Origin of the sequence: Sphaerisporangium sp. NPDC049003 (genome assembly GCF_043197795.1) — a bacterium.
GTDB lineage: Bacteria > Actinomycetota > Actinomycetes > Streptosporangiales > Streptosporangiaceae > Sphaerisporangium.
In genome coordinates this window covers 88,252-112,069 of the sequence record NZ_JBICTU010000025.1, presented here as the reverse complement: position 1 = coordinate 112,069, position 23,818 = coordinate 88,252, and the positions used below count along the sequence as shown (strand labels likewise).

24 protein-coding genes are annotated in these 23,818 nt (G+C 70.3%); 11 read left to right on the top strand and 13 right to left on the bottom strand.

The features are described from left to right. Positions 1-224 precede the first annotated feature (224 nt). The gene (locus tag ACGFIV_RS26485) at positions 225-368 is read left to right on the top strand and encodes a hypothetical protein (RefSeq protein WP_358550351.1); all 144 of its coding nucleotides are present in this window, start codon (positions 225-227) and stop codon (positions 366-368) included. 33 nt (positions 369-401) lie between these two features. On the opposite strand, the gene ACGFIV_RS26480 is transcribed toward ACGFIV_RS26485, so the two are convergent. Next, positions 402-638, bottom strand: a complete 237-nt coding sequence (locus ACGFIV_RS26480; RefSeq protein WP_358550349.1) for a DUF6879 family protein — start codon at positions 636-638, stop codon at positions 402-404. 229 nt (positions 639-867) lie between these two features. Next, on the bottom strand, positions 868-1,434 hold the full coding sequence (locus ACGFIV_RS26475; protein ID WP_358550347.1) for a biotin transporter BioY: 567 nt from the start codon (positions 1,432-1,434) through the stop codon (positions 868-870). A 157-nt stretch (positions 1,435-1,591) separates the two neighbouring features. On the opposite strand from ACGFIV_RS26475, the gene ACGFIV_RS26470 reads away from it, so the two are divergent. From ACGFIV_RS26470 to ACGFIV_RS26460, 3 genes are all read left to right on the top strand, one after another. Further along, a complete protein-coding gene (locus ACGFIV_RS26470; RefSeq protein ID WP_358550345.1) occupies positions 1,592-2,530 on the top strand; it encodes a CoA ester lyase in 939 nt (312 codons plus the stop codon). Between the two features lie 413 nt (positions 2,531-2,943). Next, on the top strand, positions 2,944-3,840 hold the full coding sequence (locus ACGFIV_RS26465; RefSeq protein WP_358550343.1) for a CPBP family intramembrane glutamic endopeptidase: 897 nt from the start codon (positions 2,944-2,946) through the stop codon (positions 3,838-3,840). Positions 3,841-4,763: 923 nt separating this feature from the next. Continuing rightward, the gene (locus ACGFIV_RS26460; RefSeq protein WP_392838049.1) at positions 4,764-7,406 is read left to right on the top strand and encodes a hypothetical protein; all 2,643 of its coding nucleotides are present in this window, start codon (positions 4,764-4,766) and stop codon (positions 7,404-7,406) included. Between the two features lie 157 nt (positions 7,407-7,563). Here ACGFIV_RS26460 and ACGFIV_RS26455 read toward each other — a convergent pair whose 3' ends face one another. Continuing rightward, positions 7,564-7,971 (bottom strand): NUDIX domain-containing protein, encoded by a 408-nt coding sequence (locus ACGFIV_RS26455; protein WP_358558808.1) that lies wholly within the window; start codon positions 7,969-7,971, stop codon positions 7,564-7,566. Positions 7,972-7,998: 27 nt separating this feature from the next. Between ACGFIV_RS26455 and ACGFIV_RS26450 the strand changes: the two genes are divergently transcribed. The 3 genes from ACGFIV_RS26450 to ACGFIV_RS26440 all read left to right on the top strand — a co-directional run bounded on the left by ACGFIV_RS26450 (position 7,999) and on the right by ACGFIV_RS26440 (position 10,619). Further along, entirely contained in the window at positions 7,999-8,679 is a 681-nt protein-coding gene (locus tag ACGFIV_RS26450; protein WP_358558810.1) for a DUF6758 family protein, read from the top strand. Positions 8,680-8,801: 122 nt separating this feature from the next. Then, entirely contained in the window at positions 8,802-9,518 is a 717-nt protein-coding gene (locus ACGFIV_RS26445) for an MBL fold metallo-hydrolase (RefSeq protein WP_358558812.1), read from the top strand. 150 nt (positions 9,519-9,668) lie between these two features. After that, positions 9,669-10,619: a RecB family exonuclease gene (locus ACGFIV_RS26440; protein ID WP_392838048.1), complete on the top strand. Its 951-nt coding sequence runs from the start codon at positions 9,669-9,671 to the stop codon at positions 10,617-10,619. Between the two features lie 65 nt (positions 10,620-10,684). Here ACGFIV_RS26440 and ACGFIV_RS26435 read toward each other — a convergent pair whose 3' ends face one another. The 3 genes from ACGFIV_RS26435 to ACGFIV_RS26425 all read right to left on the bottom strand — a co-directional run bounded on the left by ACGFIV_RS26435 (position 10,685) and on the right by ACGFIV_RS26425 (position 14,631). Beyond that, positions 10,685-11,593, bottom strand: coding sequence for an oxygenase MpaB family protein (locus ACGFIV_RS26435; RefSeq protein ID WP_358558816.1), 909 nt, complete (start codon positions 11,591-11,593; stop codon positions 10,685-10,687). A gap of 117 nt (positions 11,594-11,710) precedes the next feature. Further along, a complete protein-coding gene (locus ACGFIV_RS26430) occupies positions 11,711-12,589 on the bottom strand; it encodes an alpha/beta hydrolase (protein ID WP_358558818.1) in 879 nt (292 codons plus the stop codon). Positions 12,590-12,801: 212 nt separating this feature from the next. Next, complete coding sequence (locus ACGFIV_RS26425; RefSeq protein ID WP_392838047.1) at positions 12,802-14,631, bottom strand: DEAD/DEAH box helicase; 1,830 nt, start codon at positions 14,629-14,631, stop codon at positions 12,802-12,804. Between the two features lie 406 nt (positions 14,632-15,037). On the opposite strand from ACGFIV_RS26425, the gene ACGFIV_RS26420 reads away from it, so the two are divergent. Next, positions 15,038-15,739 (top strand): ferritin-like fold-containing protein, encoded by a 702-nt coding sequence (locus tag ACGFIV_RS26420; protein WP_358558822.1) that lies wholly within the window; start codon positions 15,038-15,040, stop codon positions 15,737-15,739. Positions 15,740-16,100: 361 nt separating this feature from the next. Here the strand turns inward: ACGFIV_RS26420 and ACGFIV_RS26415 are convergent, their stop codons facing one another. From ACGFIV_RS26415 to ligD, 4 genes are all read right to left on the bottom strand, one after another. Continuing rightward, on the bottom strand, positions 16,101-16,331 hold the full coding sequence (locus ACGFIV_RS26415) for a DUF3107 domain-containing protein (protein WP_358558824.1): 231 nt from the start codon (positions 16,329-16,331) through the stop codon (positions 16,101-16,103). Between the two features lie 113 nt (positions 16,332-16,444). Beyond that, on the bottom strand, positions 16,445-17,065 hold the full coding sequence (locus ACGFIV_RS26410) for a TetR/AcrR family transcriptional regulator (RefSeq protein ID WP_358558825.1): 621 nt from the start codon (positions 17,063-17,065) through the stop codon (positions 16,445-16,447). A 162-nt stretch (positions 17,066-17,227) separates the two neighbouring features. Next, complete coding sequence (locus tag ACGFIV_RS26405; protein ID WP_358558827.1) at positions 17,228-17,461, bottom strand: hypothetical protein; 234 nt, start codon at positions 17,459-17,461, stop codon at positions 17,228-17,230. 58 nt (positions 17,462-17,519) lie between these two features. Beyond that, positions 17,520-18,428 (bottom strand): non-homologous end-joining DNA ligase, encoded by a 909-nt coding sequence (gene ligD, locus ACGFIV_RS26400; protein ID WP_358558829.1) that lies wholly within the window; start codon positions 18,426-18,428, stop codon positions 17,520-17,522. Between the two features lie 173 nt (positions 18,429-18,601). Between ligD and ACGFIV_RS26395 the strand changes: the two genes are divergently transcribed. After that, entirely contained in the window at positions 18,602-19,528 is a 927-nt protein-coding gene (locus ACGFIV_RS26395) for a Ku protein (protein ID WP_392838046.1), read from the top strand. A 281-nt stretch (positions 19,529-19,809) separates the two neighbouring features. Here the strand turns inward: ACGFIV_RS26395 and ACGFIV_RS26390 are convergent, their stop codons facing one another. Next, positions 19,810-20,322 (bottom strand): hypothetical protein, encoded by a 513-nt coding sequence (locus ACGFIV_RS26390; protein WP_358558833.1) that lies wholly within the window; start codon positions 20,320-20,322, stop codon positions 19,810-19,812. 329 nt (positions 20,323-20,651) lie between these two features. On the opposite strand from ACGFIV_RS26390, the gene ACGFIV_RS26385 reads away from it, so the two are divergent. Together ACGFIV_RS26385 and moeZ are read left to right on the top strand one after the other, a co-directional pair. Beyond that, on the top strand, positions 20,652-21,626 hold the full coding sequence (locus ACGFIV_RS26385) for an alpha/beta hydrolase (protein ID WP_358558835.1): 975 nt from the start codon (positions 20,652-20,654) through the stop codon (positions 21,624-21,626). 117 nt (positions 21,627-21,743) lie between these two features. Continuing rightward, positions 21,744-22,922: an adenylyltransferase/sulfurtransferase MoeZ gene (gene moeZ, locus ACGFIV_RS26380; RefSeq protein ID WP_358558836.1), complete on the top strand. Its 1,179-nt coding sequence runs from the start codon at positions 21,744-21,746 to the stop codon at positions 22,920-22,922. An 82-nt stretch (positions 22,923-23,004) separates the two neighbouring features. Here moeZ and ACGFIV_RS26375 read toward each other — a convergent pair whose 3' ends face one another. Then, complete coding sequence (locus ACGFIV_RS26375; RefSeq protein ID WP_358546975.1) at positions 23,005-23,307, bottom strand: transcriptional regulator; 303 nt, start codon at positions 23,305-23,307, stop codon at positions 23,005-23,007. Then, on the bottom strand, positions 23,307-23,801 hold the full coding sequence (locus tag ACGFIV_RS26370; RefSeq protein WP_358546977.1) for a hypothetical protein: 495 nt from the start codon (positions 23,799-23,801) through the stop codon (positions 23,307-23,309). Before ACGFIV_RS26370 ends, ACGFIV_RS26375 begins: the two co-directional genes overlap by 1 nt. Positions 23,802-23,818: the final 17 nt, after the last annotated feature.

Below are 23,818 nucleotides of genomic sequence, written 5' to 3'. Positions count from 1 at the left end.
GCGCGGTAAGGCTGGCAGACCGCAGGGTGAGGGTTGGTCTAGAACTGTGCATTACGAAATAAGTGGTGCCGGCCGCATCGACTATCAATTTTCGGATAGCTATAAGGCGACACCTGGCGGCGATGCGCATAGGGTGGTGGCAATTCTGACCATCAATTATAGCAGCCACTAGCCGAGCGGCTCAAGTTTCCGGTTGGGCTGGGGGAACTAAGGAGTGATGCGCCATGAGTGAGCAAATCCTCGAGGATATTGTTGCATCCTTCGGAGCTGGAGTTCTGGACATCGACCAGTTTCTGGCGGCCGTCGAGGAGCGAGTTAATGCTCTATACCCGGTCGCATTTGGCGAGATATCGGTTCTTCGAGCTTGATCGGGAAGGTTCGCCGCGAGTCTCGGTCGGCGATCACGTGGTGCGCCGACCATGCCTTCTTAGGACCCGGACGGGAGCGCGCACCAGGTCCGTCCAGCCGGCGAACCACGCGGAGACTTGCTCGTAGCTTTCATGCTCGCCGCCCAGCCACCGGCCGAACCTGGTGTGCTCGCCGGCCGCGTCATAGGAGTCGCGGAGTTCGAGGTGGAAGGCATCGCGTTCGACACGGGTGAACAGATCCCGCCATTCCTCAGCGGACAGCCGCGGCATGGTCCTCCCTCGACGCCGTTCAACCGTGCGCCCGAGAGCCATCGTATCCAGGTCAACCGAAGCCCTGGGAGTGATGCCGGACCTCAACCGGCGCCCCGAGACGGTCGGCACCGTAGATCAGGGGCGGTCGCCACCAGATGGTCCGGTCGGTGGGCACGCGCATGGGCGCCCCGGCCGGATTCGCCGGGGCGCCCAGGGTGAGTCGCCGGGGCGCCCAGGGTGACGTGGCTCAGCGGCCGGCGAGTTTCCAGGCGGCGGGGAGCAGGCCGGCGGCGGCCAGCACCTTGAGGCCGTCCCCGATGAGGAACGGCACGACACCCGCGGACAGGGCGGCCGGCAGGTCGAGGCCCGTCGCCACCATCAGCCACGGCAGGCCGATGGCGTAGATGAGCAGGGTGCCGAGGGCCATCGTCGCGATGGTGCGCAGCGGGGTACGGTCGCCGCCCCTGCTCGCGAGCGCCCCCACGACCGAGGCGGCGAGGACGAAGCCGACGACGTACCCGAGGGTGGCGTTGCCGCCCGACGACGCGAACCACGGCACGCCGAGCTGTCCGATCGCGAGGTAGAGCGCCATTCCGAGGAAGGCCCTCGGCAGGCCGAGCGCGGCACCGGCGAGCAGGACGGCGAAGGTTTGCAGCGTGAACGGCACAGGCGTGCCGGGGAGCGGGATGCTCACCTGCGCGGCCAGTCCGGTCAGACCCGCCGCGCCCACGACCAGCGCGACGTCGCGGACGAGCTTTCCAGGAATGAGGTCGGACAGTACGGCGGGCCGAACCGCTATGGATGCGTCAGTCATGGCCATCTCCCCATTGAAATCCCCTTTACCGGGGCTTGAGGTCCATTGTCGGGACAGGGGTTGGTATATCCCTACTTGATCCGTGCCAAGAACAGGGGGTGGCCTTTGTGACGCTCCCACAGCCTGTGGCGGCGGGCCGGGCCACTACCGTGGGCGTATGCGCTCCCGTCGTTCCTGTCTCGCGGTCCCCGGCAGCAATCCTCGTTTCCTCGACAAGGCGCAGGGGCTCCCCGCCGACGAGGTCTTCCTCGACCTGGAGGACTCGGTCGCCCCGCAGGCCAAGGAGCAGGCCAGGAAGAACATCGTCGCGGCGCTGCGCACCGGCGACTGGACGGGCAAGATCCGGGGCGTACGGGTGAACGACCTGTCGACCGCGTGGACGTACCGCGACGTGATCGAGGTCGTCGAGGGAGCCGGGGACGCGCTCGACTTCCTCACACTGCCCAAGGTGGAGGACGCGGTCCAGGTTGCCTGGCTCGACCTGCTGCTCACCCAGATCGAGAAGGCGAACGGGCTGCCGGTGGGACGCATCGGCATCGAGGCGCAGATCGAGAACGCCCGGGGCCTGGTCAACGTCGACGCCATCGCCGCCGCGTCGCCACGGCTGGAGGCGCTGGTGTTCGGGCCGGCCGACTTCATGGCCTCGATCAACATGAGGACGCTGGTAGTCGGGCAGCAACCCCCCGGGTACACCGAGGGGGACGCGTACCACTATGTCCTCATGCGGATCCTCATGGCCGCCAGGACGTACGGCCTTCAGGCGATCGACGGGCCGTACCTGCAGATCAAGGATGTCGACGGGTTCGCCAAGGTCGCGCGCAGGGCGGCGGCGCTCGGCTTCGACGGCAAGTGGGTGCTCCACCCGACGCAGATCGAGGCGGCCAACGAGGTGTTCTCGCCGAGGCAGGAGGACTACGACCACGCCGAGCTGATCCTGGACGCCTACGAGCATGCCACGACGGTCGAGAGGCGGGGCGCGGTGATGCTCGGCGACGAGATGATCGACGAGGCCTCACGCAAGATGGCGCTGGTCGTCGCCGCCAAGGGACGGGCGGCCGGGCTCACTCGCACGAAGACCTTCTCCCCGCCCGCCTGACCGAGCAGAGCCAGGCCGTTTCCCGCTCTGCGCCAGGACAGGTGCTGAGCCTGGAAGGGTGGATGGAGGAAGGCGTACAGCGGCATCCAGCCGTGGGACGTCCCTGCCCGGTGAGGAGAATGGCGGGTATGCACGATCCGTCGCAGGCACACCAGCCACAGCCGGAGCCGGGGTCTATGGGATTCGGGCATCCGCCGCAGGCCCCTCAGCCAGACCCGGGTCCTTCCGGATTCGGACGAACGCCGCAGGCGCACCAGCCACAGCCGGAGCCGGGTCCCTCTGGATTCGGGCATCCGCCGCAGGCGCACCAGCCACAGCCCGGATCATCGGGATTCGGGTATCCGCCGGCGACGCATCCGTACTATCCGGGGCCCCATGCCTGGCATCCGCCGCAGGCGCCGGGGCCGTGGATCGTGCCGTCTCCGCCCGGCACGCGGTACGACCACCTGGCGCGTACGTCTCTGCACCGCTGGTGGCGTCCGATCGTCGGGACGGCCCTCATCGCTTCGGGGTTCGTGGGCATCGGCCTCTTCGTGATCTTCATCGGCGTGGTCGTCGCGGGGCTCGCGGACATCCCGGTGATCTTGCAGGATGACCGGCTGTTCGGGAACCCGGTGTTCGAGCTGGCGGTGCTGCTGCTGTCGATCGCGGCGGTCCTGCCGGTCGTGTTCGCCACCGCGTGGGTGGTTCAGCGCCGCCCGCCGGGCACCCTCTCCTCCGTCCTTGGACGGGTGCGCTGGCGATGGCTGCTGATCTGTCTCGGGGTGGCCCTGGTGGCGCTCATCCTGGGCCAGGCGGCCATGGTCGCGACGTACGCCGTGACGGGGGAGAGCCTCGGGAACCTCTTCGGCTGGGTCGGATGGGACAGGTTCCTGCCCGGCCTGGTGGTCATCCTGCTGCTGGTGCCGTTCCAGGCGGCGACGGAGGAGTACATCTTCCGCGGATGGGTGCTCCAGGCGTTCGGCGCGTACTTCAGGACCCCCTGGCCTGGCATCCTGCTGGGCGCCGCGGCGTTCACCTCCCTGCACGCCTACACCGACTGGGGCATCATCGACGTCTTCAGCTTCGGCGCCCTCATGGGATGGCTCGCCGTCCGCACGGGCGGCCTGGAGGCGCCGATCGCGCTGCACGTGATCAACAACGTGGTGAGCTTCCTGCCGGCCGCCGCCTCCGGCGAGCTCGGCGATGCCCTGAAGCAAGGCGCGGTGCCGTGGCAGGCGCTCTCGGGAACCGTCGTGCAGTTGGGTTTCTTCGTCATTGTGGTCGCGATAATCGCCCAGAGGCGGGCAATTCAGACGGTCTCTAGATAAATCTGACTAGAGAGGTCTCGCCAGAAGGGGCCTCGGCATGTTGCCCTGGAAGATGTGCGGGCCGGCAGTCGGTCCCAGGGAGGTGCGCGCTGGCGGCGAGGGCGAGAGCGACCATCACCCCACCCAGATATGTGATCACTGGGCATGGGTTGGGTATCGGTACGATCGCAGGTGATCTGCTGTCGATGCAATGGATGAGCTGGAGTTCGGTGGAACGGTCCCGAATCACGGCCTTCAGACTGGGTTAGGCTGCCTACGAGGAGGTGCTGAGCGTGGCCTCGGGCCCCCACGACCCGCGCTCGTCATGGTGGTCGGCCGGCGACGGCGCCGACCACGGAAGCACGTCACGCCCCAACGGGTCCCACCAGGCCCACATGCCACCTCCGACCCTGCACCACACCCCGCCCGACCCCTCGGACACCCGCTCCCGGAGCCTCCCCCTGGACTCACCGTGGGCTCTGCCTCCCTTCGGGGCGCCCACCCCCGACGAGGGTTCCTCCACCCCTGAGGACCCGTCCGCGGAGCCTCCGAGGCAGTCCTCGGCCGGGCGCCACCCCTACGCGCGCCCGTACGGCGCCGCCGCCGAGCCCCGCCACAGCGCGGGCCACCCGTCACCCGAGACATGGGGTGAGGCTCCTCCCGGATGGGTGCCCGAGGCGCCTCCAGAGGACCCCGGCGAGCCTCCGTGGCCTCCGCGCCGGCTGGTGAACCGTCCGGACAAGCTCGTCGCCTCCGGACCGCCACGCAAGCCTCCGCGAACCTCAACCGCAACGCCTCCGCGAACGCCTCCGCGGACGGAGGAACAAACGCCTTCGCGGACAGAGGAACAAGCGTCATCGCCGACGCCGCAGGAAACCCCGCCGCGCGCGCCGTCGCGGGCCCACACGCCCCCTGCGCCCGAGTGGGACAGGCAGGGCATCAGGGTGGAGCCCAGCATCCCGGCCGAGCCGGAGGAGGCTCCGGAGCCGGAGTCCGGCAGCTCGCCCGAGCCCGACGTCCTGTACGGCCGCGACGTCCCGTATGGCGGCGACGGCCCGTACGGCCGCGACGTCCCGACGGAGCCTGCCGATCCGTACGGCGGCGATGTCCCGACGGAGGAGCGGATCGGCAGGCCCCCCGCCGGACGGCCCGCCCGCCCTTCCCGTCCCGACATCCTCGTGGCGTCCGGCCCGGCGCGCCCGCGCGGCGGCGGGCGCGGCCGTCACCACCGCGACCAGGCGGCTCCAAGGCCACCGCGCCAGCCGCGCCCGGCCCGGCGCGGGCTCGGGCGCGGCCTGATGACCCCGATCTTCGTGGTCGTCGTGCTCCTCGCGACGGCGGGCCTCGGACTGGTGATCGTCAACTGGGTGAACTCCCCGACGACCTCGGGGCTCCGGCTGGCGGCGGGCGACGGAGGCTCGGGCGACCAGGCCTTCGTGGCCCCGCCCGGCATCAGCGGCAACGGCTCCAGCCAGGTGCTCAACGCGGTCACCTCCGTCGGCTCGACCGTGGTCGCGGTAGGCAGCGACACGACCAGCCCGGTGCCACGGCCGCTCTTCCTGGTCTCACCCGATGGCGGCAAGTCCTGGGAGCTCGGCAGGGTGACCGGGCCGGCCGGGTACCAGCCGGCGGGGTCGGCCGGGCGCGTCGCAGGCGGCGCCGGGCGCTGGCTCGCGGCCGGGACCGAGGCGCCTGGCTCGGCGGGCGCCTCCGCCCGGGGCATGTGGACCAGCACCGACGGCCGTTCTTGGACGGCGGTCGACCCCTCGCGGCTCTCGGTCTTCTGGAACGGCGACCGAATCACCGACCTGGCACGTACGGCCGGTGGTTTCGTGGCCGTCGGCTCCACGACCCAGAAGGACGGCGGGTACGGCCCGGTGGCCTGGGTGTCGCCGGACGGGCAGAGCTGGAGCCGCGTGGACACCGGGCAGATCGGTGCCACGGACAAGGTGCGGGCCATCCGCGCGGTGGTCGCCAAGGGGGACGCCGTCGTGGCGCTGGCCGATCCGGGCAAGGGTGACACGACCTCGGTCATCCTGCGCTCCCCGGACGGCGGCAGGACCTGGCTCCGTACGGCCGCGGCGCTGCCCGGCGTGCGGCCCGAGCCCGGCGCGCTCGCGGTGGCCGCCAAGGGGTTCCTCCTGGTGCCGACCCTGCAGAAGTCGAACGCCGGAGAGGTCCGCGTCTACTGCTCCGACCTCGGAGACGAATGGCGCCAGTGCGGGGTGATCGGCGGGCTCGGACGCGAGGCGACCGGCGTGCGCGGCCTCGCCACCTCCGCCGCCGGGGTCGCGGCGGTCGCCGAGTCGGGATGGGAGCGCTACGGCGTCTTCACCAGCGGCGACGGCAAGAACTGGAACGAGAGCACCGAACTCGGGCAGATCCCCGGCACGCTGCGGGGCCTCGCGATCACCGACGCGGGCACGCTCGTCGCCGCGGGGGACCAGCGGGCCGGAGGCCTGGACAACCTGCCGGTGCTGATGACGGCCGCCAAGGGCAAGGCGGCCGCTCCGGTGCCGCTGGCCGAGATCAGCGGGCTGACCCGCTCGGCCCGCGAGACCACCGCCCTGGTCGCGGCGGGGAACTCGTTCGTCGCGGTCGGCTCGGTCAAGGGCGACGCCGGCATCTGGACCAGCGCCACTGGCCAGAACTGGAAGGCCGTCACCTCGCCCGCGCTCGGCGGAGCGGGCAGACAGGCGCTCAACGACGTGGCACACGGCCCCCAGGGATGGCTCGCGGTGGGCAGCACCACGGCCGATTCGGCGTTCGTCAGGCCGTTGCTCGCCACCTCGACCGACGGGCGCTCCTGGCGCCCGGCGCCCGAGTCGCCCGCGCTCGGGTCCTCCGGGCGGTACGCCGTGGTCCCGCGCGTGGTCGCGGCCGGTCCCAAGGGGTACGTGCTGGCGGGCGACGACAGCGGGCCCGACGGTGTGGTGGCCGCGCTGTGGTTCTCCGCCGACCTGCGCCGCTATTCACGTTCCGCACCGCAGAGCCTTCCGGCGGGCGGCGCCGACGTGCGCATCGAGGACGTCGTCGCGACCGCCGACGGGTTCCTCGCGGTCGGCGGGTCCGGTACGTCGGGCCGTACGTCAGGGGTGGTCTGGGTCTCGCGCGACGGGCTGAACTGGACCGCACGCAAGCGCGTGATCCCCGAAGGGGCGCGCTCGGCGAGCCTGCGCAGGGTGCTCCTGCGTGATCATGATGTCGTGGCGGTGGGCAGCGCGACGAACGACAAGGGGGTGGACCAGCCGTTCGCGGCGGTCTCCTCTGACGACGGGGTCACCTGGCAGTACTCCTGGCTGCCCGCCGACGCCCCGGCCACCGTGCTGGACATGACGACCTCGGACTCCGGCCTGGTCGCGGTGGGGTCGTACGGCCCGCCCGCGACCGGGGACAGCGCGGTCTGGACGTCCGAGGACGGCCGCGACTGGCAGCGCCACACCCTCACCGGGGACGGCATGACGGGCGACGGCGCCCAGTGGCTCGGCGCGATAGCCGTGATCGACGACAGGGTCGTCGCTCTCGGCCGCTCCACCACCTACACCTCCGACCACCTCACCCTGTGGAGGACGTCCTTCAGCCGCTGACCACCTCGGTCGTGGTGGACCTCCGTGCGACCTCGGTCGTGATGACGTCCGCGAGCGGCTGACCTCCTCGGTCGTGATGACGTCCGCGAGCGGCTGACCTCCTCGGTCGTGATGACGTCCGCGAGCGGCTGGCCACCTCGGTCGTGGTGGACGTCCTTCAGCGGCTGACGCCGGCGTCCAGGACGTGCCAGGCGATCAGCGTGTCCAGGAGGCCGGAGGTGAGGGGGAGCCGCGCGAGATCACCGGGGGAGAACCACCCGACGTCGGCCGCGTCGTCGCCCGGCCGTGGCGTGCCGGGGCCGGCCGTCGCGAAGTAGTCGTGGATCTCGTACACGACGCCGCCGGGGCCCTGCCGCTCCACGGTGCCGGCCCGCGCCCCGACCGAGACGGGCAGGCCGGTCTCCTCCAGGAGCTCGCGCGCGAGGGCGTCCGCGTCGGACTCGCCGAGCTCCACCCGGCCGCCCGGGAGCGACCACAGGCCCTCGCCCGGTGGGCGCCCGCGCCTGATCAGCAGCAGCCGCCCCGCGTCGTCGGAGACGATCGCTCCCACGCATCTCACGCGCATAGGCCAAGATTACGCCGGGATAACGGGATGCCCCTTGACTTTCGCGCGTTGACCGAAGCACCGTGGATAACTGTGAGAGCCGCGCCTACCTGCCCTCGGTGTTTCGGCACGCTGCAACCACCCAGCGCATGGTCCAGCGCTTGGCGTTGCGCCGTGCACGGCACCGTCCTGCCCTTCCAGCCGAGGCGCCCGTCCGACGAGGCGCTCGACGTGGTACGCAAGGGTTCGCGCGTCCCCTTCTGGTTGCCGTGGCCGCTGCCCACGGGATGGCTGGTGACCGGGTTCGGAGACGCCGGAGACGAGCTCACCGGCACCCACGCGGGTGTGGTGGCCCTGTCCGGGCCGTCGGTCACCCACGGCCCCGCCGACCTCGTCGTCGTGGCGGAGGAGCCGGGCATCGGGCTGGGAGCGGCCTTCGCGGGGCTTCCTGGCCCCGATCCGGGGCCGGGGTTCGACCTCGGCCCGCCCAACGCCAAGGTCGACACCCTTGGTCACCCCACGGCGCTCTGGTTGGTGGAGGGCCCGTCCGACCGCGTCGCGTACGTCGGCGAGGCCATGGGCAACTGGCTGTGGGTCATCGGCTGGCCGGCCGAGGCCGGGTGCCTCGTCGAGCTCGCCCAGCTCGTCCTGCGCGATCTGAGGGAGCAGGACCAGGAGCTCGACCTGCCCTACGGTGCCTTCTCACCGCGTCTCGGGGCCGAGTCGTAGGCTCCGCGCACGGTCCCCCGGGCCGGTGATGACGGCGGAACCGGGACATGGTGTGAGGTTCTTCGTCGATGTCATCCGTTTGCTTATCGAGACGGGTTCAAGTGTTCGGTAAGGTCGTGGCCGTGACAGCGCGTATCGAGCGAGTGGTGACCGAGGGCGTCGTGGACATCGACGGCGCCGAATACAAGGTCGAGAACAACACGTGGATCGTGGGCGACGACGAGGAGGTCATCGTCATCGACCCCGCGCGCGACGCGGAGACGATCCTTTCCAGCGTGGGTGAGCGCGAGGTGCTCGCGGTCATCTGCACCCACGGCCTGCCCGACCACGTCGGCGGGGCCATCGAGGTGGCGGCGCGTGACGAGGCGGTCGTCGCCCTCAACCGCAAGGACCGCCAGCTCTGGCGTGACACCTGGCAGGAGACCTACCCCGACATCGACATGGAGGACGAGGGCATCTTCGGCGTCGCCGACGTCGAGCTGGAGGTGATCGCCACACCCGGCATCACCCCGGGTGGCGTCTCGCTCTACGTCGAGGCGCTGGGCGTGGTCTTCACCGGCAAGACGCTCCTGGCCGACGGGCCGGGCAAGCTCGGCGGGGAGTATCCCGCGCTGGCCGACCAGCTCACGGCGATCGGCGAGCGGCTCTTCACCCTTCCGGCCGACACCCGGGTGCTGCCGGCCCACGGCGAGGAGACGACCATCGGCGAGCAGGAGCCGCACTTCGACGACTGGCTCGCCGGCTCGCTCACCGGTGCCGGCCCGGCCGCCGCCGCCGAGAGCCCGCTCTCCGACGGCACGCGTGCCTCCGGCATCAAGCTCAACCTCGACGACGAGTGATCCACGGCCGAGCCCCCGGGTTCGGCCGCGGAGCTGACCGATAGAGATCGAGCCTTAGTCCGACGCCGGCGCTCGCCCGGCGTCGGTGACCAGCGATTCGCTGCCTTGTCGGGCGGCCTGTGCCTTCCGGGGCGAAGGGAGAGGCTCACTGTGGGGCAACTCGGTCTCGAAGGCATGCCCAGGCGGCTCTATACGTGTACGCCGTCGCGGCTGAACGCCTGGCTCGACTGCCCCCGGCGCTACCGCTTCTCCTATCTCGACCGCCCGTCCCTGCCAAAGGGGCCGCCGTGGGCGCACAACAGCGTGGGCGCCTCGGTCCACAACGCGCTGGCCGGGTGGTGGCGCGAGCCGTACGAACGCAGGACCCCCGCGATGGCGGGCATCCTGCTCACCAAGGGATGGATCACCGAGGGCTTCCGCGACCAGGAGCAGTCCACGGTGTGGCGCGACCGCGCGCGGGCCATGGTCTCGGGCTACACGAGCACCCTCGACCCCTCCGACGAGCCGGTCGGTGTCGAGCGCACGGTCGCCACCCGCACCTCCGCGATCGCGGTCTCCGGGCGCGTCGACCGGCTCGACCGGCGCGGCGACGAGCTGGTGGTCGTCGACTACAAGACCGGCAGGAGTCCCCTCACCGAGGAGGACGCCCGTTCCTCGCTCGCGCTCGCGATCTACGCGGTGGCCTCCTCGCGCGTGATGCACCGTACGTGCCGCAGGGTCGAGCTGCACCACGTCCCGACGGGCTCGATCGTCGAGTGGGAGCACTCCGACGACTCCCTCCGCCGCCACATCGGCCGCGCCGAGGACATCGCACTGGAGGCATCGGAGGCCGACGAGCGCTACCGCGCCTGGCGCGCCGACGCCGCCCCGGCGAGCGCCGGCTCCCGTACGTCCGGCACGGGCTCTCGCAAGGGCGCGTCCGATACGAGCTCGCGTACGTCCGGCACGGGCGCCGGGCCTGTGCCGCCGGAGATCGACGCGAGCTTCCCCCCGAACACGGGCCCGATCTGCTCCTGGTGCGACTACCGCAGGCACTGCCCGGAGGGCCAGGCCTCCGGCTCCCCACACCAGCCCTGGGACGGCCTCGCGGAGCCCGCCTGACACGCATATAGGCTGCGGGTGGCCAGGGCCTGGAGGCAGAACGGGGGGAAGGGTGCTGGGCTCGTTCAGCCGGGTGGGGAGGGCCACCGGCGTGGGTCCGACAGTCCCTTGAGTCCTTTGCTCACGTCGTAACCGGCGGCGCCGAGACGTGCGCGGGCCCCGGTGAGCATGTCGCGGGTGCCGGGCATGAACGCGTGGTCATGAACGGTCTCCGGCAGCGCGTTCATACCGAGCCGGAACGCCCGCAGCGCCGCCGTCACGGTCGCCTGGGGCACCTCGGGCAGCACGCCGTACATCCGCCTGGCCCACGCGGGGAGCGTGTAGTAGCAGAGCGCTCCGAAGGGGAAGTACGCCGGTTTGCCGGGCGTCAGGAAGCGAAGGCGCCGCGGCATCTTCGGCCAGATCAGGAAGCGGACCGCCGACACCGACTCGGGGGTCACCTCCAAGGCCGGCCGCACGCCGGCGAAGTAGTCGCGCATCTCGGCCATCGAGCCGGGAACGTCCTCCTCGTGCAGGCCGACGTAGGTGGCGCTGCGGCGCTGCTCCCTGAGGTAGCGGTCGGCCTGGGCGTCGGTGATCCGCAGCCCGCCACGCCGGGCCGTCTCCAGGTAGGACGACACCTCGGCGCAGTGGACCCACAGCAGCAGCTCGGGGTCGTCGACGCGGTGCGTCCTGCCGGTGCCGGGATCCCTGACGCGCAGCCGCCGGTGGATGCCGCGTACGCGCCTGCCGATCGCGTCGGCCTCCTCGGGGCTGCCGAAGGTCACCCGGCCGACGAAGTCGGCGGTGCGTCGCAGGCGCCCGAACGGATCTTCCTGGAAGCCGGAGTTCTGCCAGATGCCGCGCATCGCCACAGGGTGCAGGGCCTGGAGCATGAGGCCCCTGACCCCTCCCACCCACATGGAACGGTCGATGTGGACCAGCCAGGTGACCCGGTCCGGCGGCTGGACGACGATCTCGCCGATGCTCGACATAGCACGTAAAGGATTACACGGCATCGGGCCGGCCATCAGGGAGGGTCCGGCGGATCCGCCGGTGGACGGCCCGTGGCCCCGGGGTGATCCGGGAGGCGCCCGGCCGGCGCCGGTGGATCAGCCGGTGTGGAGGAGGTGCTGCTCGGCCTGGTTCCAGAAGCGGGTGAGCGCGTGCGCCGTCGTCTCGGGAGCCTCCACCGCGGGGGAATGGAGCGCTCCCGGCACCACGACGCAGTCGGCGTCGAGGCGGTGCGCCATCTCGGCCTGGATCGCGGGCGGCCAGCCGTCGTCGTGCTCGCCGTAGAGGACGAGGGTGGCCACGTCGACCTCGCCCAGTTCGTCGAGCCGGTCGGGGGCGTCCAGCACCTGCTCGGCCATGGTCATCAGGCCGGTCACCGAGTTGGAAAGGAGCCGCCTGCGCAGGAAGGCGAGAATGTCGTCGGGAACCCCCGCCACGATGGCCTCCGGCTCCAGCCGGTGGGTCCAGAGGTGTTCGAGCCCGGCCTCGGGAAGCTCGCGCAGCATGACGCGGCACGCCTTCTCACGGGGACCGGTGATCCCTGACGGGCCGGAGCTCATCAGCGTGTGCGACGCGAGCTTGGTGGCGCCGCCGATCACGGCCTCGCGCGTGACCAGCCCACCGAAGGAGTGGCCGACCAGGTGGACGGGCTCACCGCCCCCCACCAGGGAGGCGACATGGTCGATGTCCTCGCCGAGGGCCTCACAGGTGTAGGCCGAGTGGTCGTCGGGCCCCTTGGTCTCGTACTGGCCGCGCATGTCGACCGCGATGACCCGGCGCCCGGCCTGGGCGAGCGTCTGGAAGATCGCGATGAAGTCTTCCTTGCTGCCGGTGTACCCCGGGACCAGCAGCGCCGGCCATCTCTCGGGGACGCCGCGGACGGGCAGCGCCTCCAGGGCCGCGAAGGTGCCCACGGACGTCTCGATCTGCTGCGCACAGACACCAGGAGGCAGCGTTAGGAAGCGCGGCGTACTCACGCGGCACCACGATACTGAGGATTCATCCTGGCAACACCGTCAAACGCTCTACGTTGGTCGCGTGGTTGACTTTCCACTTTCTCACCTGATCGGATGGCGCGTCGCCGCGGCCGGAGCGCGTCGTTCGAAACGGCGGGCCGCCCGCGAGGGCTTCCCGCCGTTCTCACCGCGTCGGCCGCTCGGGCCGCGGTCGTTCACAGACGCCGGCCCGTTCAGCCCCTCCTGGCGGGACGCTGGTAGGTCGGCCGGCGGCGCTGCTGGACGCGCTCGGAGGCCGCGGAGGGCGCCACATCGTCATCCGTCGCCAGGTCGGGCGACTGGAAGATGATCGAGAACGGAGTCGGCGGGATGATCCGCTCCGGCTCGGCGCGCTCGACGGGCGCGACTCCGAACCCGTCGGGCAGGGCGGGCGCGGGCGTGCGCCGTGCCGTCGCTTCGAACTCTTCGGTTCTGATCAGCGCCTCCTGGGCGACGGGCGCGGTCGCGCCCCGGTCGGACGCTGCCGAGGGGGTGACCTCGGCGAGCGCCTCGGACAGTGCTGCTTTGCTCGCGCCCCGGCGGGTGCGCCGCGGGGCGGGCACCTCGGCGGCGACGGGCTCCGGCGCCGCCTTGGTCGCGGCCTCGGGGGCCCTCACGGCCGCCTGGGACACGATGGCGGGCTCGGGGGCGAGGATGTCGCCCTCCACCGCCGCGTCGGCGGGCACCAGAGCCGCGGGCTCGGCGACGCCCGTGACCTCGGACGCCACGCTCTCGGCCGTCTGACCGCCACGGGTGCGGCGGCGCTGCCGGTTGCGCGCCGGGCGCTCGCGGCGCTCCTGGCGTTCGGAACGGTCGGATCGCTCGTTGCGGTCGTCACGCTCCTTGCGGGAGCGGTGACGCCCGGTCTCGCCGATGTCCTCGATCTGCTCGGCGTCCAGGCCCGCGCGGGACCTCTGGGCCCTCGGGAGCACGCCCTTGGTGCCCTGAGGGATGTTGAGGTCGGTGTAGACGTGCGGAGAGGTCGAGTAGGTCTCGACCGGCTCGGCGAAGTCGAGGCCGAGGGCGTTGTTGATGACCTTCCAGCGAGTGAGCTCCTCCCACTCGACGAAGGTCACGGCGACGCCCGTGCGGCCCGCCCGGCCGGTGCGGCCGATGCGGTGGACGTAGGTCTTCTCGTCCTGCGGGCAGTCGTAGTTGACGACGTGCGTGACGTCGTCGATGTCGATGCCCCGCGCCGCCACGTCGGTGGCCACCAGAACGTCGATCTTGCCGCTGCGGAACGCGCGCAGGGCCTGCTCGCGCTGCCCCTGCCCGAGGTCGCCGTGCACGGCCGCCGCCGCGAATCCGCGCTCCTTGAGCTGCTCGGAGACCATGTCGCAGGCGCGCTTGGTCTCGCAGAACACCATCGTGAGCCCGTGACCCTCGCTCTGCAGCATGCGGCCGACGATCTCGATCTTGTCCATGCGGTGGGTGCGCCAGACGAACTGGATCGTCTTCGACATGTCCTCGTCGCCCGCATCGGCGTTCTCGGCGCGGACGTGCGTCGGCCGGGACAGGTAGCGGCGGGACAGGGTGACGATCTCGCCCGGCATCGTGGCGGAGAACAGCATGGTCTGCCGCTCGGCCGGGATGAGCTTGATGATGCGCTCGATGTCGGGAAGGAAGCCCAGGTCGAGCATGCGGTCGGCCTCGTCCAGGACCAGCATGGACACCTGGCTGAGGTCGAGGTGCTTCTGGTTCACCAGGTCGAGGAGGCGGCCGGGCGTGCCGACGATGACGTCGACGCCCTGCTTGAGCGCCTCGATCTGGGGCTCGTACGCGCGCCCGCCGTAGACCGTGAGGATCCGCGAGCCCAGCTTGCCGCCGGCGACGACGAGGTCCTCGGTCACCTGGAGGGCCAGCTCACGCGTCGGGACGACGACGAGCCCGCGGGGCTTCTTGCGGTTCTTGCGGGGCTTGCCGACGCGCTGGAGCATCGCCACGCCGAAGGCGTAGGTCTTGCCGGTGCCCGTGCGCGCCTGGCCGATGACGTCCTGTCCGCTGATCGCGAGCGGAAGGGCCATCTCTTGAATGGGGAACGGTGAGATGATGCCCTCGGTTTCCAGGGCATCAGCGATCTCGGGTATGACTCCAAGGTCTCGGAACGTGGTCAGCTCGGCCTGCCTAAGTCTCCTGCGAAGGCGGGCTTCCGGGACCGCTGGCCGAGTTGGTCTCGTGCCGGGTCCGCGCGGAAAAGCCAACCCTCATCTCGTCTCGGCGACCGCTGCGGCGTAGCTCGCGTGGGGGCTATCAGGCGATAATCTCCCTGAATACATACTGCGGTCGCACTCTTACAGGGCAGTGTACTCGATACCACAAGACCCAGCCGATTTCTTCGTGTTCCGCATGGTGGTTCGCCGTGTCCTGGGGGGTGGTCCGGGCCCGTCCGTCCGGGTCAGCGGCCGTGTGCGAAGCTCGTACGCTGCATCCATGAGCGATACCCCTGCCGGCGTCGTCGGGCTGCTCGGCGTCCTCGCCTACGCGGAGCTGACCGCGTTCCTCAGGCTCGCCGAGGATGCCGCCACCCTCGCCCCCTCGCTGACCGACCAGGCCGAGCTCAGCGGCCTGGCCGCCGCCGAGTACGCCCACTTCGTGCTCCTGCGCGACCGGCTGTCCTGGCTCGGCGCGGACCCCGAGGAGGCCATGGCGCCGTTCGTGTCGTCCCTGGACGACTGGCACGCCCAGACGCGGCCGGGGGACTGGCTGGAGGCCCTGGTCAAGGCCTACGTCGGCAGGGGCATCGCGGGGGACTTCTACCGCGAGGCCGCGCGGCACGTGGATCCCGAGACGCGCAAGCTCGTCGACGAGGTGCTGGCGGAGGAGAGCAGGTCGGAGTTCGTGGTCGAGCGCGTGCGCGCGGCGCTGGCCGAGAAATCCCAGCTCACCGGCCGTCTCGCATTGTGGGCGCGGCGCATGGTGGGCGAGGCGCTGAGTCAGGGCCACCGGCTCGCCGCCGCCAGGCCCGACCTCGCGCTGCTGCTCGTCTCCCCCTCCGAGGAGGTTCCTGGGAGCGGGGCGGCGGGTGACGCCGGTCTGGCCGCCGATCTGGTCGAGATCGGCCGGCTGTTCGCCCGTCTGACCGAGGAGCACGGCAAGCGCATGGCGGCCATGGGGCTGGTTCCGGGGCCCTAGGCGAGAAGGTTTCGGACTCCTGGCCAATTAGGTGCCGTGATCGAGCGGCGCGAAACCCCCGAGCGGTTGTAGCGTTCGAGACATGAGGGCCTCGCGCCGCTACGGCAGTTCCTTGATGAGATGTGGACCCAATCGCTGGACCTCGCGGCCCGTGTTACGAAGGGGGAGCGCGGGTTGCCCGGCCGTCAGCCACAAGCGAGACGACGTCAGGCGTTTCCATCGCCCATGTGGCTGCTCGCTCGGCTCACGCGAGGAGTGCACGGGCCTTTGAGCCCGCGCCAGTCCGATCTTCAGGGGCCCGGAGACGGCCCCGTGCTCACCTCGGCGCTTTGGGGAGCTCAGGCCCCCCAAAGCGCCGGGCTCAGATCGTGCCGCCGAAGCCGACGATGCGTGACGCGTCCTCGCCGATCTCGACGAACCCGAGCGAGGAGACCGGGACGACGACACGCATGCCCTTGGTGTCGGTGAGCGAGAAGACCCCGCGGTCCGCGGCGAGCGAGTTGCGCAGCTCCTGCTCCACCTCGTCGGCGGACAGGTCGGTCTCAATGACGATCTCGCGGTGCACGGAGCGTACGGCGATCTTTACTTCCATCGGGAGCCCTTTCGGTTTCGACGAGCGCTGTAACCCTCATCGTTACTCTTCGGGTGTCCCGTGACCCCTGCTGATCGCGTCAAGCGAACAACGGTGTGGTGCGGGAGGACCCGCTACGTGGTGCGGGGGAAGCCGCCGATGCCTCTCCAGGCGAGGCGGGCCATGAGCTGGGTGGCCACGTCCTTGGGAATGGTGCCGTGGCTGGCGAGCCAGTAACGCGCGCTGACCTCGGCCATGCCGACCAGGCCGACGCCGAGGAGGTGGGCCTCGTCGCTGGAGCAGCCGGTGTCCTCCTGGATCACCTGGCTGATCATCTCGGCGCTCTCCTTGAGCGAGCGCTCCATGCGCTGGCGCACGGGGGCGACGTTGCGCAGGTCGGACTCGAAGACCAGGCGGAAGGCCTCGCCCTGGCTGGACACGAAGTCGAAGAACGCCCCGATGGCGGCCTGGACGCGCTGCTTGTTGTCGGTCGTGGAGGCGAGGGCCTCGCGGCACCGGTTCGCCATGTCGTCGACGTGGAGGTCGAGCAACGCCAGGTAGAGCTCCAGCTTGCCCGGAAAGTGTTGGTAGAGCACCGGCTTGCTGACCCCGGCCCGCTCGGCGATCTCGTCCATCGCGGCCGCGTGGTAGCCGTTCTCCACGAAGACCTCCTGCGCCGCGTTCAGCAACTGTCGGCGACGGGCCATCCGGGGCAGCCGGGTGCCCCGGGGCTTGGCGTCCGGGGTAGCGGTCACGGGACTCTCCTTGGGGACGGTTCACGCGTCGCGCGATCGGCGATCGCGCTCGGCCTTCCTGCTGATCGAGTTGGATTCGGATCTCAGCCGGCCAGGCATCCGCCTGCCCCACGCTCCCGTGGATCCGGTTCGGGGTTCACATCCTACGCGCGGGTAACCAGGTCAGCGATAGTCGTCGTCGCCGAGATCGACCGTGCGCTCCTGGTCGGCGGCGTCGGCGGGATCGACGTCGTAGGGGATCTCCAGGGGCCATTCGCGCTGGTCGGCGCGTATGGTCAGGTGCTGCTCGATGGCGTCGGCCTCGGGGACCTCGGTCTCCAGCGCGTCGGCGACGTCGTCGAGGGGCTCCAGTGCGTCCAGCGAGGCCTCGTTGCCTCCCACATCCATCTCCGACATGTTCAGTACCCTCCGTCGGCAGGCGAACTCGCCCGCTCCATACCCCGATGCGTCCAGCCTAAGGCCCGTCCCCGGTGCCGCTCCGCTCCGGCGGCGCCATGAGATCACCCAATTCCGCGACACGGCGCAGAACGTCCTCGGCGGTGAACGCCAGATCCTCGGGCCGGTCGCAGCCCTCCACCTCTTCCCAGGTGACCGGCGTGGACACCGTGGGCAGCCGGTTGGCGCGCAGCGAGTAAGGGGAGACGGTGGTCTTGGCGGGGTTGTTCTGGCTCCAGTCGATGAAGACCTTGCCGGGGCGCAGCTTCCTGGCCATCTGGCTCACGATCTCGTCCGGCCGTTCCTTCTCCAGCCGCTGGGCGAGCGCCTTGGCGTACTCGGAGGGGCTGCCGGACCTGTGGGACCAGGGGACGTAGACCTGCATCCCCTTGTTGCCGCTGGTCTTCGGGCAGCCCGCAAGGCCGTCCTCGCGCAGGACGTCCCTGAGCCGCAGCGCCACGCGGGAGCACTCGACGATAGTCGCCGGCGCGCCGGGGTCCAGGTCGAAGACCATGGTGTCGGGCGGCTGGGGCCGTCCCTGCTCGTCGATCCGCCACATCGGGGTGTGGAACTCCAGGGCGGCGAGGTTCGCGAGATAGACCAGCGTGGGCAGGTCGTCGACGATGGTGTAGACGATGGTGTCGCGATCTTTGGTGCTGCCCGGAGCGGGCAGGCGCGCCGTGCGCACCCACGCGGGTGTGTGCGCGGGCCGGTTCTTCTCGAAGAAGAACTGCTCGCCCACGCCGTTGGGATAGCGCTTGACGGTCATCGGACGGCCCCTGAGGTGCGGGAGCATGACGGGGGCGAGGCGGCTGTAGTAGTCGATCACCTCGGCCTTGGTGAACCCCGCCTCGGGATACAGCACCTTGTCGAGGTTGGTCAGCGTCAGCTCCCGGCCGTCGACCCTGACCCGGACCTTCTCCGCCACACGCGCCCCTTCCTGTCTTTCTCTTCCCGTGCTCAGTTGGGCACCGATCAAACCAGGCGGGCGCCTGACCGGATACGGCATTCAACACTGGGTATCTGCCCATCTAGAAATGCTTTGTGCCCTTGCCGCCAACGAACACGCGTTCGATAGTAGGGGCGAGGTGAGGAGAAGTCATGCGTAGCATCTGGAAGGGTGCCATCTCGTTCGGGCTTGTCACCATCCCTGTGAAGCTCTACTCGGCCACCGAGCAGAAGGACGTGACGTTCCACCAGGTGCATCGCGAGGACGCCGGCCGCATCAAGTACAAGCGGGTGTGCAGCGTCGACGGCGAGGAGGTGGCGTACTCCGAGATCGCCAAGGGGTACGAGCTCCCCGGCGGCGAGGTGGTCGTGCTCACCGACGAGGACTTCGCCGACCTGCCGCTGAGCACCTCGCGCCGTATCGACGTGCTGCAGTTCACCCCGGCCGACCAGCTCGACCCGATCCTGTTCAACAAGTCGTACTACCTGGAGCCCGAGTCCACGGGCGTGAAGCCGTACGTGCTGCTCCGCGACGCGCTGGAGCGCACCGGGCAGGTGGCGATCGTGAAGGTCGCGCTGCGGCAGCGTGAGTCGCTCGCCGCCCTGCGCATCCGCGACGGGGTGTTCGTGCTGGAGACCATGCTCTGGCCCGACGAGGTCCGCGACCCGGGGTTCGCCTTCCAGGACGAGGACGTCGAGGTCCGCCCGCAGGAACTGCAGATGGCCGAGTCGCTCATCGAGACCATGGCGGGGGAGTTCGACCCCACCGACTACCACGACGCCTACCGTGAGGCGCTCCAGCAGGTCATCGAGGCCAAGGTCGCGGGCAAGGAGCTCGTGCGGCCCGAGGCCCCCGAGCAGGCGGGGCCCGCCGTCGACCTGATGGCGGCGCTGCGGGCGAGCGTCGACGCGGCCAAGCGGGAGCGCGAGGGCGGCCGCGAGAAGGCTCCGGCCTCGGGCGCCGCGAAGAAGAAGCCGGCCGCCAAGTCCGCCAAGGCCGTGGAGGCCCAGACGGACGAGAAGGACGAGAAGGACGCCAAGAAGCAGGCCCCGAAGCGCCGCACCCGCAAGACCGCCTGACCGCGGTGATCCCGGCGGCGCGCGGCGTACGATCCTGCCGCCCTATTCGAGTTATTCAGCGTCAGATAACCGCCGGGGCGGTGAAAGGCCGGTGCTCTGGAGAAGTCTCCTGGAAAAGTGAATTGCCGGGGGACGGCGGGGGAATTTCGAGCCGGGATAAATATCCGAGCAGGGAGAGGCCCCGGAGCGGAATCACTCCGGGGCCTCCCATGATCTGTCGGCTGAGCGGCTGGAGTCACCGGGCGGATCGCCGCCCGGGAAATCCGCTCAGGAATGGATGTTTACCTCTCCTCGTGCCGGTTGCCGTGGTGCTTGTGGCCGTGGTGGTGGTGCTCGGGACGCCAGTGGCGACGGTCGTCACGGAAGAAGTCACGGTGGCCGCCACCGTGGCTGTTGTGGCCGATGATCGCGCGGAAGAAGCGGGCCTCTACGATCTTGAAGTAGCAGTTGCGGTGGCCGCCCCCGGCACGGTGGTGGCGACGGTGGTGCTTGCTGAAGCCCTTACCGCCCCAGCCACCGTCGTCGTCCCCGAAGCCTTCGTCGCCCCATCCGCCGTGGTGGCCGTGGTGGCCGCCGCCGTCGTGGTGGCAGTGGCCGCCGCCGCCGTAGCCGCCGCCTCCGCCGAAGCCACCGCCATCGAAGCCGTCGAAGCCGTCGAAGCCGCCTCCGAAGTTGGTACCGATCGCAGTGGACGCGTTGGCGCTTGTAGCCGTGGTGGCGCCGAGACCGGCGAGACCACCAGTGAGTGCCGCGGTGACGGTCAGCATTGCGGCGTATTTCTTGACGTCGGGCATTGCGTTTTCCCCCTTGACGCATCGGGTTGCCCAGCGGACGCATTTCCTCATTTTCGAGGTAAATGCTGGGGTGACTCGTTAAGAGTCTTCCCACTTGCCATGTTTTCCTAGCGACGCATACGACAAACGGGGATCGCTGCCTTTTGGCATCTACTTAACCTGCCCTTATGTCTTTCAGTTCGATATTTCCCGATTTGCCCGATATTTCCTGCGATCGTGTGGCCTCTTCGGTCCTGTCCGGGGTAGCCCCACCTGGGCGCGGTGGTCGGCGCGAGCCGTACGGCGCCGGGATATCGTCGGAACGGATGGTGAACAGGAGGGAAAAGATCGTGGATGAACCGATTCCGCACTGGCCCGGGGAACTGCTCGATCTCGGCGGCCTCGGCGTCTACGTGCGGTCCACGCCCGAGGGGCCGCAGGAGAAGGCCGTGTTCGTGCACGGGCTCGCCGGGTCCGCGACCAACTGGACCGACCTGATGGCCGAGCTCCAGGGCCAGGTCAGGGGATACTCCATCGACCTGCCCGGAGCGGGCTACTCTCCCGCGCCGCCCGGCGGCGACTACTCCGTAGGCGCGCACGCCGCGGCCGTCACGGCGCTGATCGAGCACATCGGCGGCCCCGTCCACCTGCTCGGCAACTCCTTGGGCGGCGCCGTCGCGGTCCGGGTCGCGGCCACGCGCCCCGATCTCGTCCGCACGCTCACGCTCGTCTCGCCGGCCCTGCCCGACCTGCTTCCCCGGTACGGCCCGGCCCGCGTCGCCATGTCGGCGGCCCCCCGGCTCGGCGAGTGGGCCGTCATGCGCCTCCGCTCGCTGCCGCCCGAGCGCAGGATCAGGGCGACCATGGCCATGTGCTACGCCGACAGCGCCCGGGTCCACCCCGACCGCCTGGAGGACGCCGTGGCTGAGCTGCGCCGCCGCGACGAGCTTCCGTACGCGGGCCTGGCGCTGGTGGCCACGGCCCGCGCCCTGGTCAACGAGTACTTCCGGCGCGGCGCGGACAACCTGTGGCGGCTGGCCGCCCAGGTGACCGCTCCCACGCTGGTGGTACACGGGCGGCACGACCGCCTCGTGGACCCGAGGATGGCGTCGAGGGCAGGGCGCACGTTCCAGGACGTCCGGCTGGTGCTCCTGCCCCACGCGGCCCACGTCGCGCAGATGGAGTTCCCCGCGCTCGTCGCCCGCCACGTACGCGTCCTGATGCAGGATGGAGCGAGGAGGGCGACCGCGAGCCACGACGGCGCGAAGTCCCTGGGGGACGCGAAGGACGCGCGGAGCCCGGAGAATACGGCCGCCGTCGGCTAAGATCGCCGATTCGGGAATGCGGGGGCAACCGGGTTAGGTTGTGACAGACGGCTGGGCGCGTAGCCTGACGGGCAAGCCGCCAAATGGGAAGATCCCCTGAAACGGGAGCGTAGAACTGTGTCGTTGCCACCGCTGGTAGAGCCGGCCGACGAGCTGACCGTTGACGAGGTGCGCCGCTACTCTCGCCACCTGATCATCCCCGATGTGGGGATGGCCGGGCAGAAGCGGCTGAAGAACGCCAAGGTGCTCTGTGTGGGCGCCGGGGGCCTCGGTTCCCCGGCGCTGATGTACCTCGCAGCGGCCGGTGTGGGCACACTCGGCGTCGTCGACTTCGATGTCGTTGATGAGTCCAACCTTCAGCGGCAGATCATCCACGGACAGTCGGACGTCGGCCGCCTGAAGGCCGAGAGCGCCGCCGCGACGGTCCGCGAGATCAATCCCCTGGTCAACGTCGTGATCCACAACGTGGCGCTCACGACCGACAACGTGATGGACATCTTCGCCGCCTACGACCTGATCGTCGACGGCACCGACAACTTCGCGACTCGCTACATGGTGAACGACGCGGCCGTCCTGCTGGGCAAGCCCTACATCTGGGGCTCGATCTACCGCTTCGACGGCCAGGCGAGCGTGTTCTGGTCCGAGTACGGGCCCTGCTACCGCTGCCTGTACCCCGAGCCGCCGCCTCCGGGCATGGTGCCGTCCTGCGCCGAGGGCGGCGTCCTCGGCGTGCTCTGCGCCTCCATCGGCTCGATCCAGGTGAACGAGGCGATCAAGGTGCTCACGGGCATCGGCGATCCGCTGGTCGGGCGTCTGATGATCTATGACGCCCTGGAGATGAAGTACCGCGACGTCAAGGTCCGCAAGGACCCCGAGTGCCCGCTCTGCGGCAAGAACCCCACGATCACTGAGCTGATCGACTACGAGGCGTTCTGCGGCACGATCTCCGACGAGGCCCAGCAGGCCGCGTCGGGCTCCACGATCACCGCCAAGGAGCTCAAGGACATGCAGGACCGCGGGGACGACATCTTCCTCGTCGACGTCCGCGAGCAGAACGAGTACGAGATCGTCAGCATCCCCGGCGCCGTGCTGATCCCGAAGGGCGACTTCGTGCGGGGCACGGCCCTGGAGCGGCTGCCGCACGACAAGAAGATCGTCCTGCACTGCAAGTCGGGAGCCCGGTCCGCCGAGGCGCTGGCGGTCCTGAAGAACGCCGGCTTCTCCGACGCCGTCCACGTCGGCGGTGGCGTGCTGAGCTGGGTCAAGACCGTCGACCCCTCGCTTCCGACCTACTGATCCGGTCGGGCGAACGCCCGCGGCCCGCGTCCTCCCTCCGGATGGCGCGGGCCGCGGGCGTTCCTCTTGGCCGGGAACCGGGTCACTCGCCGGTCAGCGACAGCCCCGACTGGGCGACGATGGCCTGAAGGGCGGCGACATGGGCCGTGTAGGCCTCCCGGCCGACGTCGGAGAGCTTGAGCCAGGTGCGGGGACGCTTGCCCACGTGGCCCTTGCGGATCACCACGTACCCCGCCGTCTCCAGCGCGGAGGCGTGCTTGGACAGCACCGAGTCGCTGACCTCCACCGCGTCGCGGACGAAGGCGAACTCCGACTCCTCCATCGCCGCCAGCAGCGACATGATGCGCAGCCGGGCCGGGGCGTGGATGATCGGGTCGAGCGCCATCAGCCTTGCTCGATCTTCGCCGCTATGCGCCGCGTGATCGCGCGGGCGACGGCCCAGCCGGTGATCGCCAGGTACGCCGTCATGGCGAGGCCCGCGCACGTGCGCGCGTAAGGGACCTCGGCGGAGGTCAGGGCGACCGCGAGCACCAGGCAGAGGGCGACTCCCACCAGCAGCCAGGCGACGAAGGCGCCGACCAGCCCGGGCCTGACGAGGCTGCGATGGGGGACCTGCCGGTTGGTGCGGGCCAGGGCGAACACCAGGGCGGCAAGGCCCAGGGTCAGCAGGGTGATGCCCGTCACAGCCAGTGGCCGGGAGGAGCCCGGCTCGGTGAGGAACTGCACCCCGGTCACGTAGACGCCGACGCCGGTGGGATACCAGGTGGGGAACCAGGGCCGGGCCCTGACGATGCCCGCCTGGGACGAGCGGATCTCGCGCAGGCTCCGCGCGGCGGCCTCCGGGCTGATGTACGGGGCGTCCTCGGGGGTGGCGTCCATGGATGTCTCCCATCGTT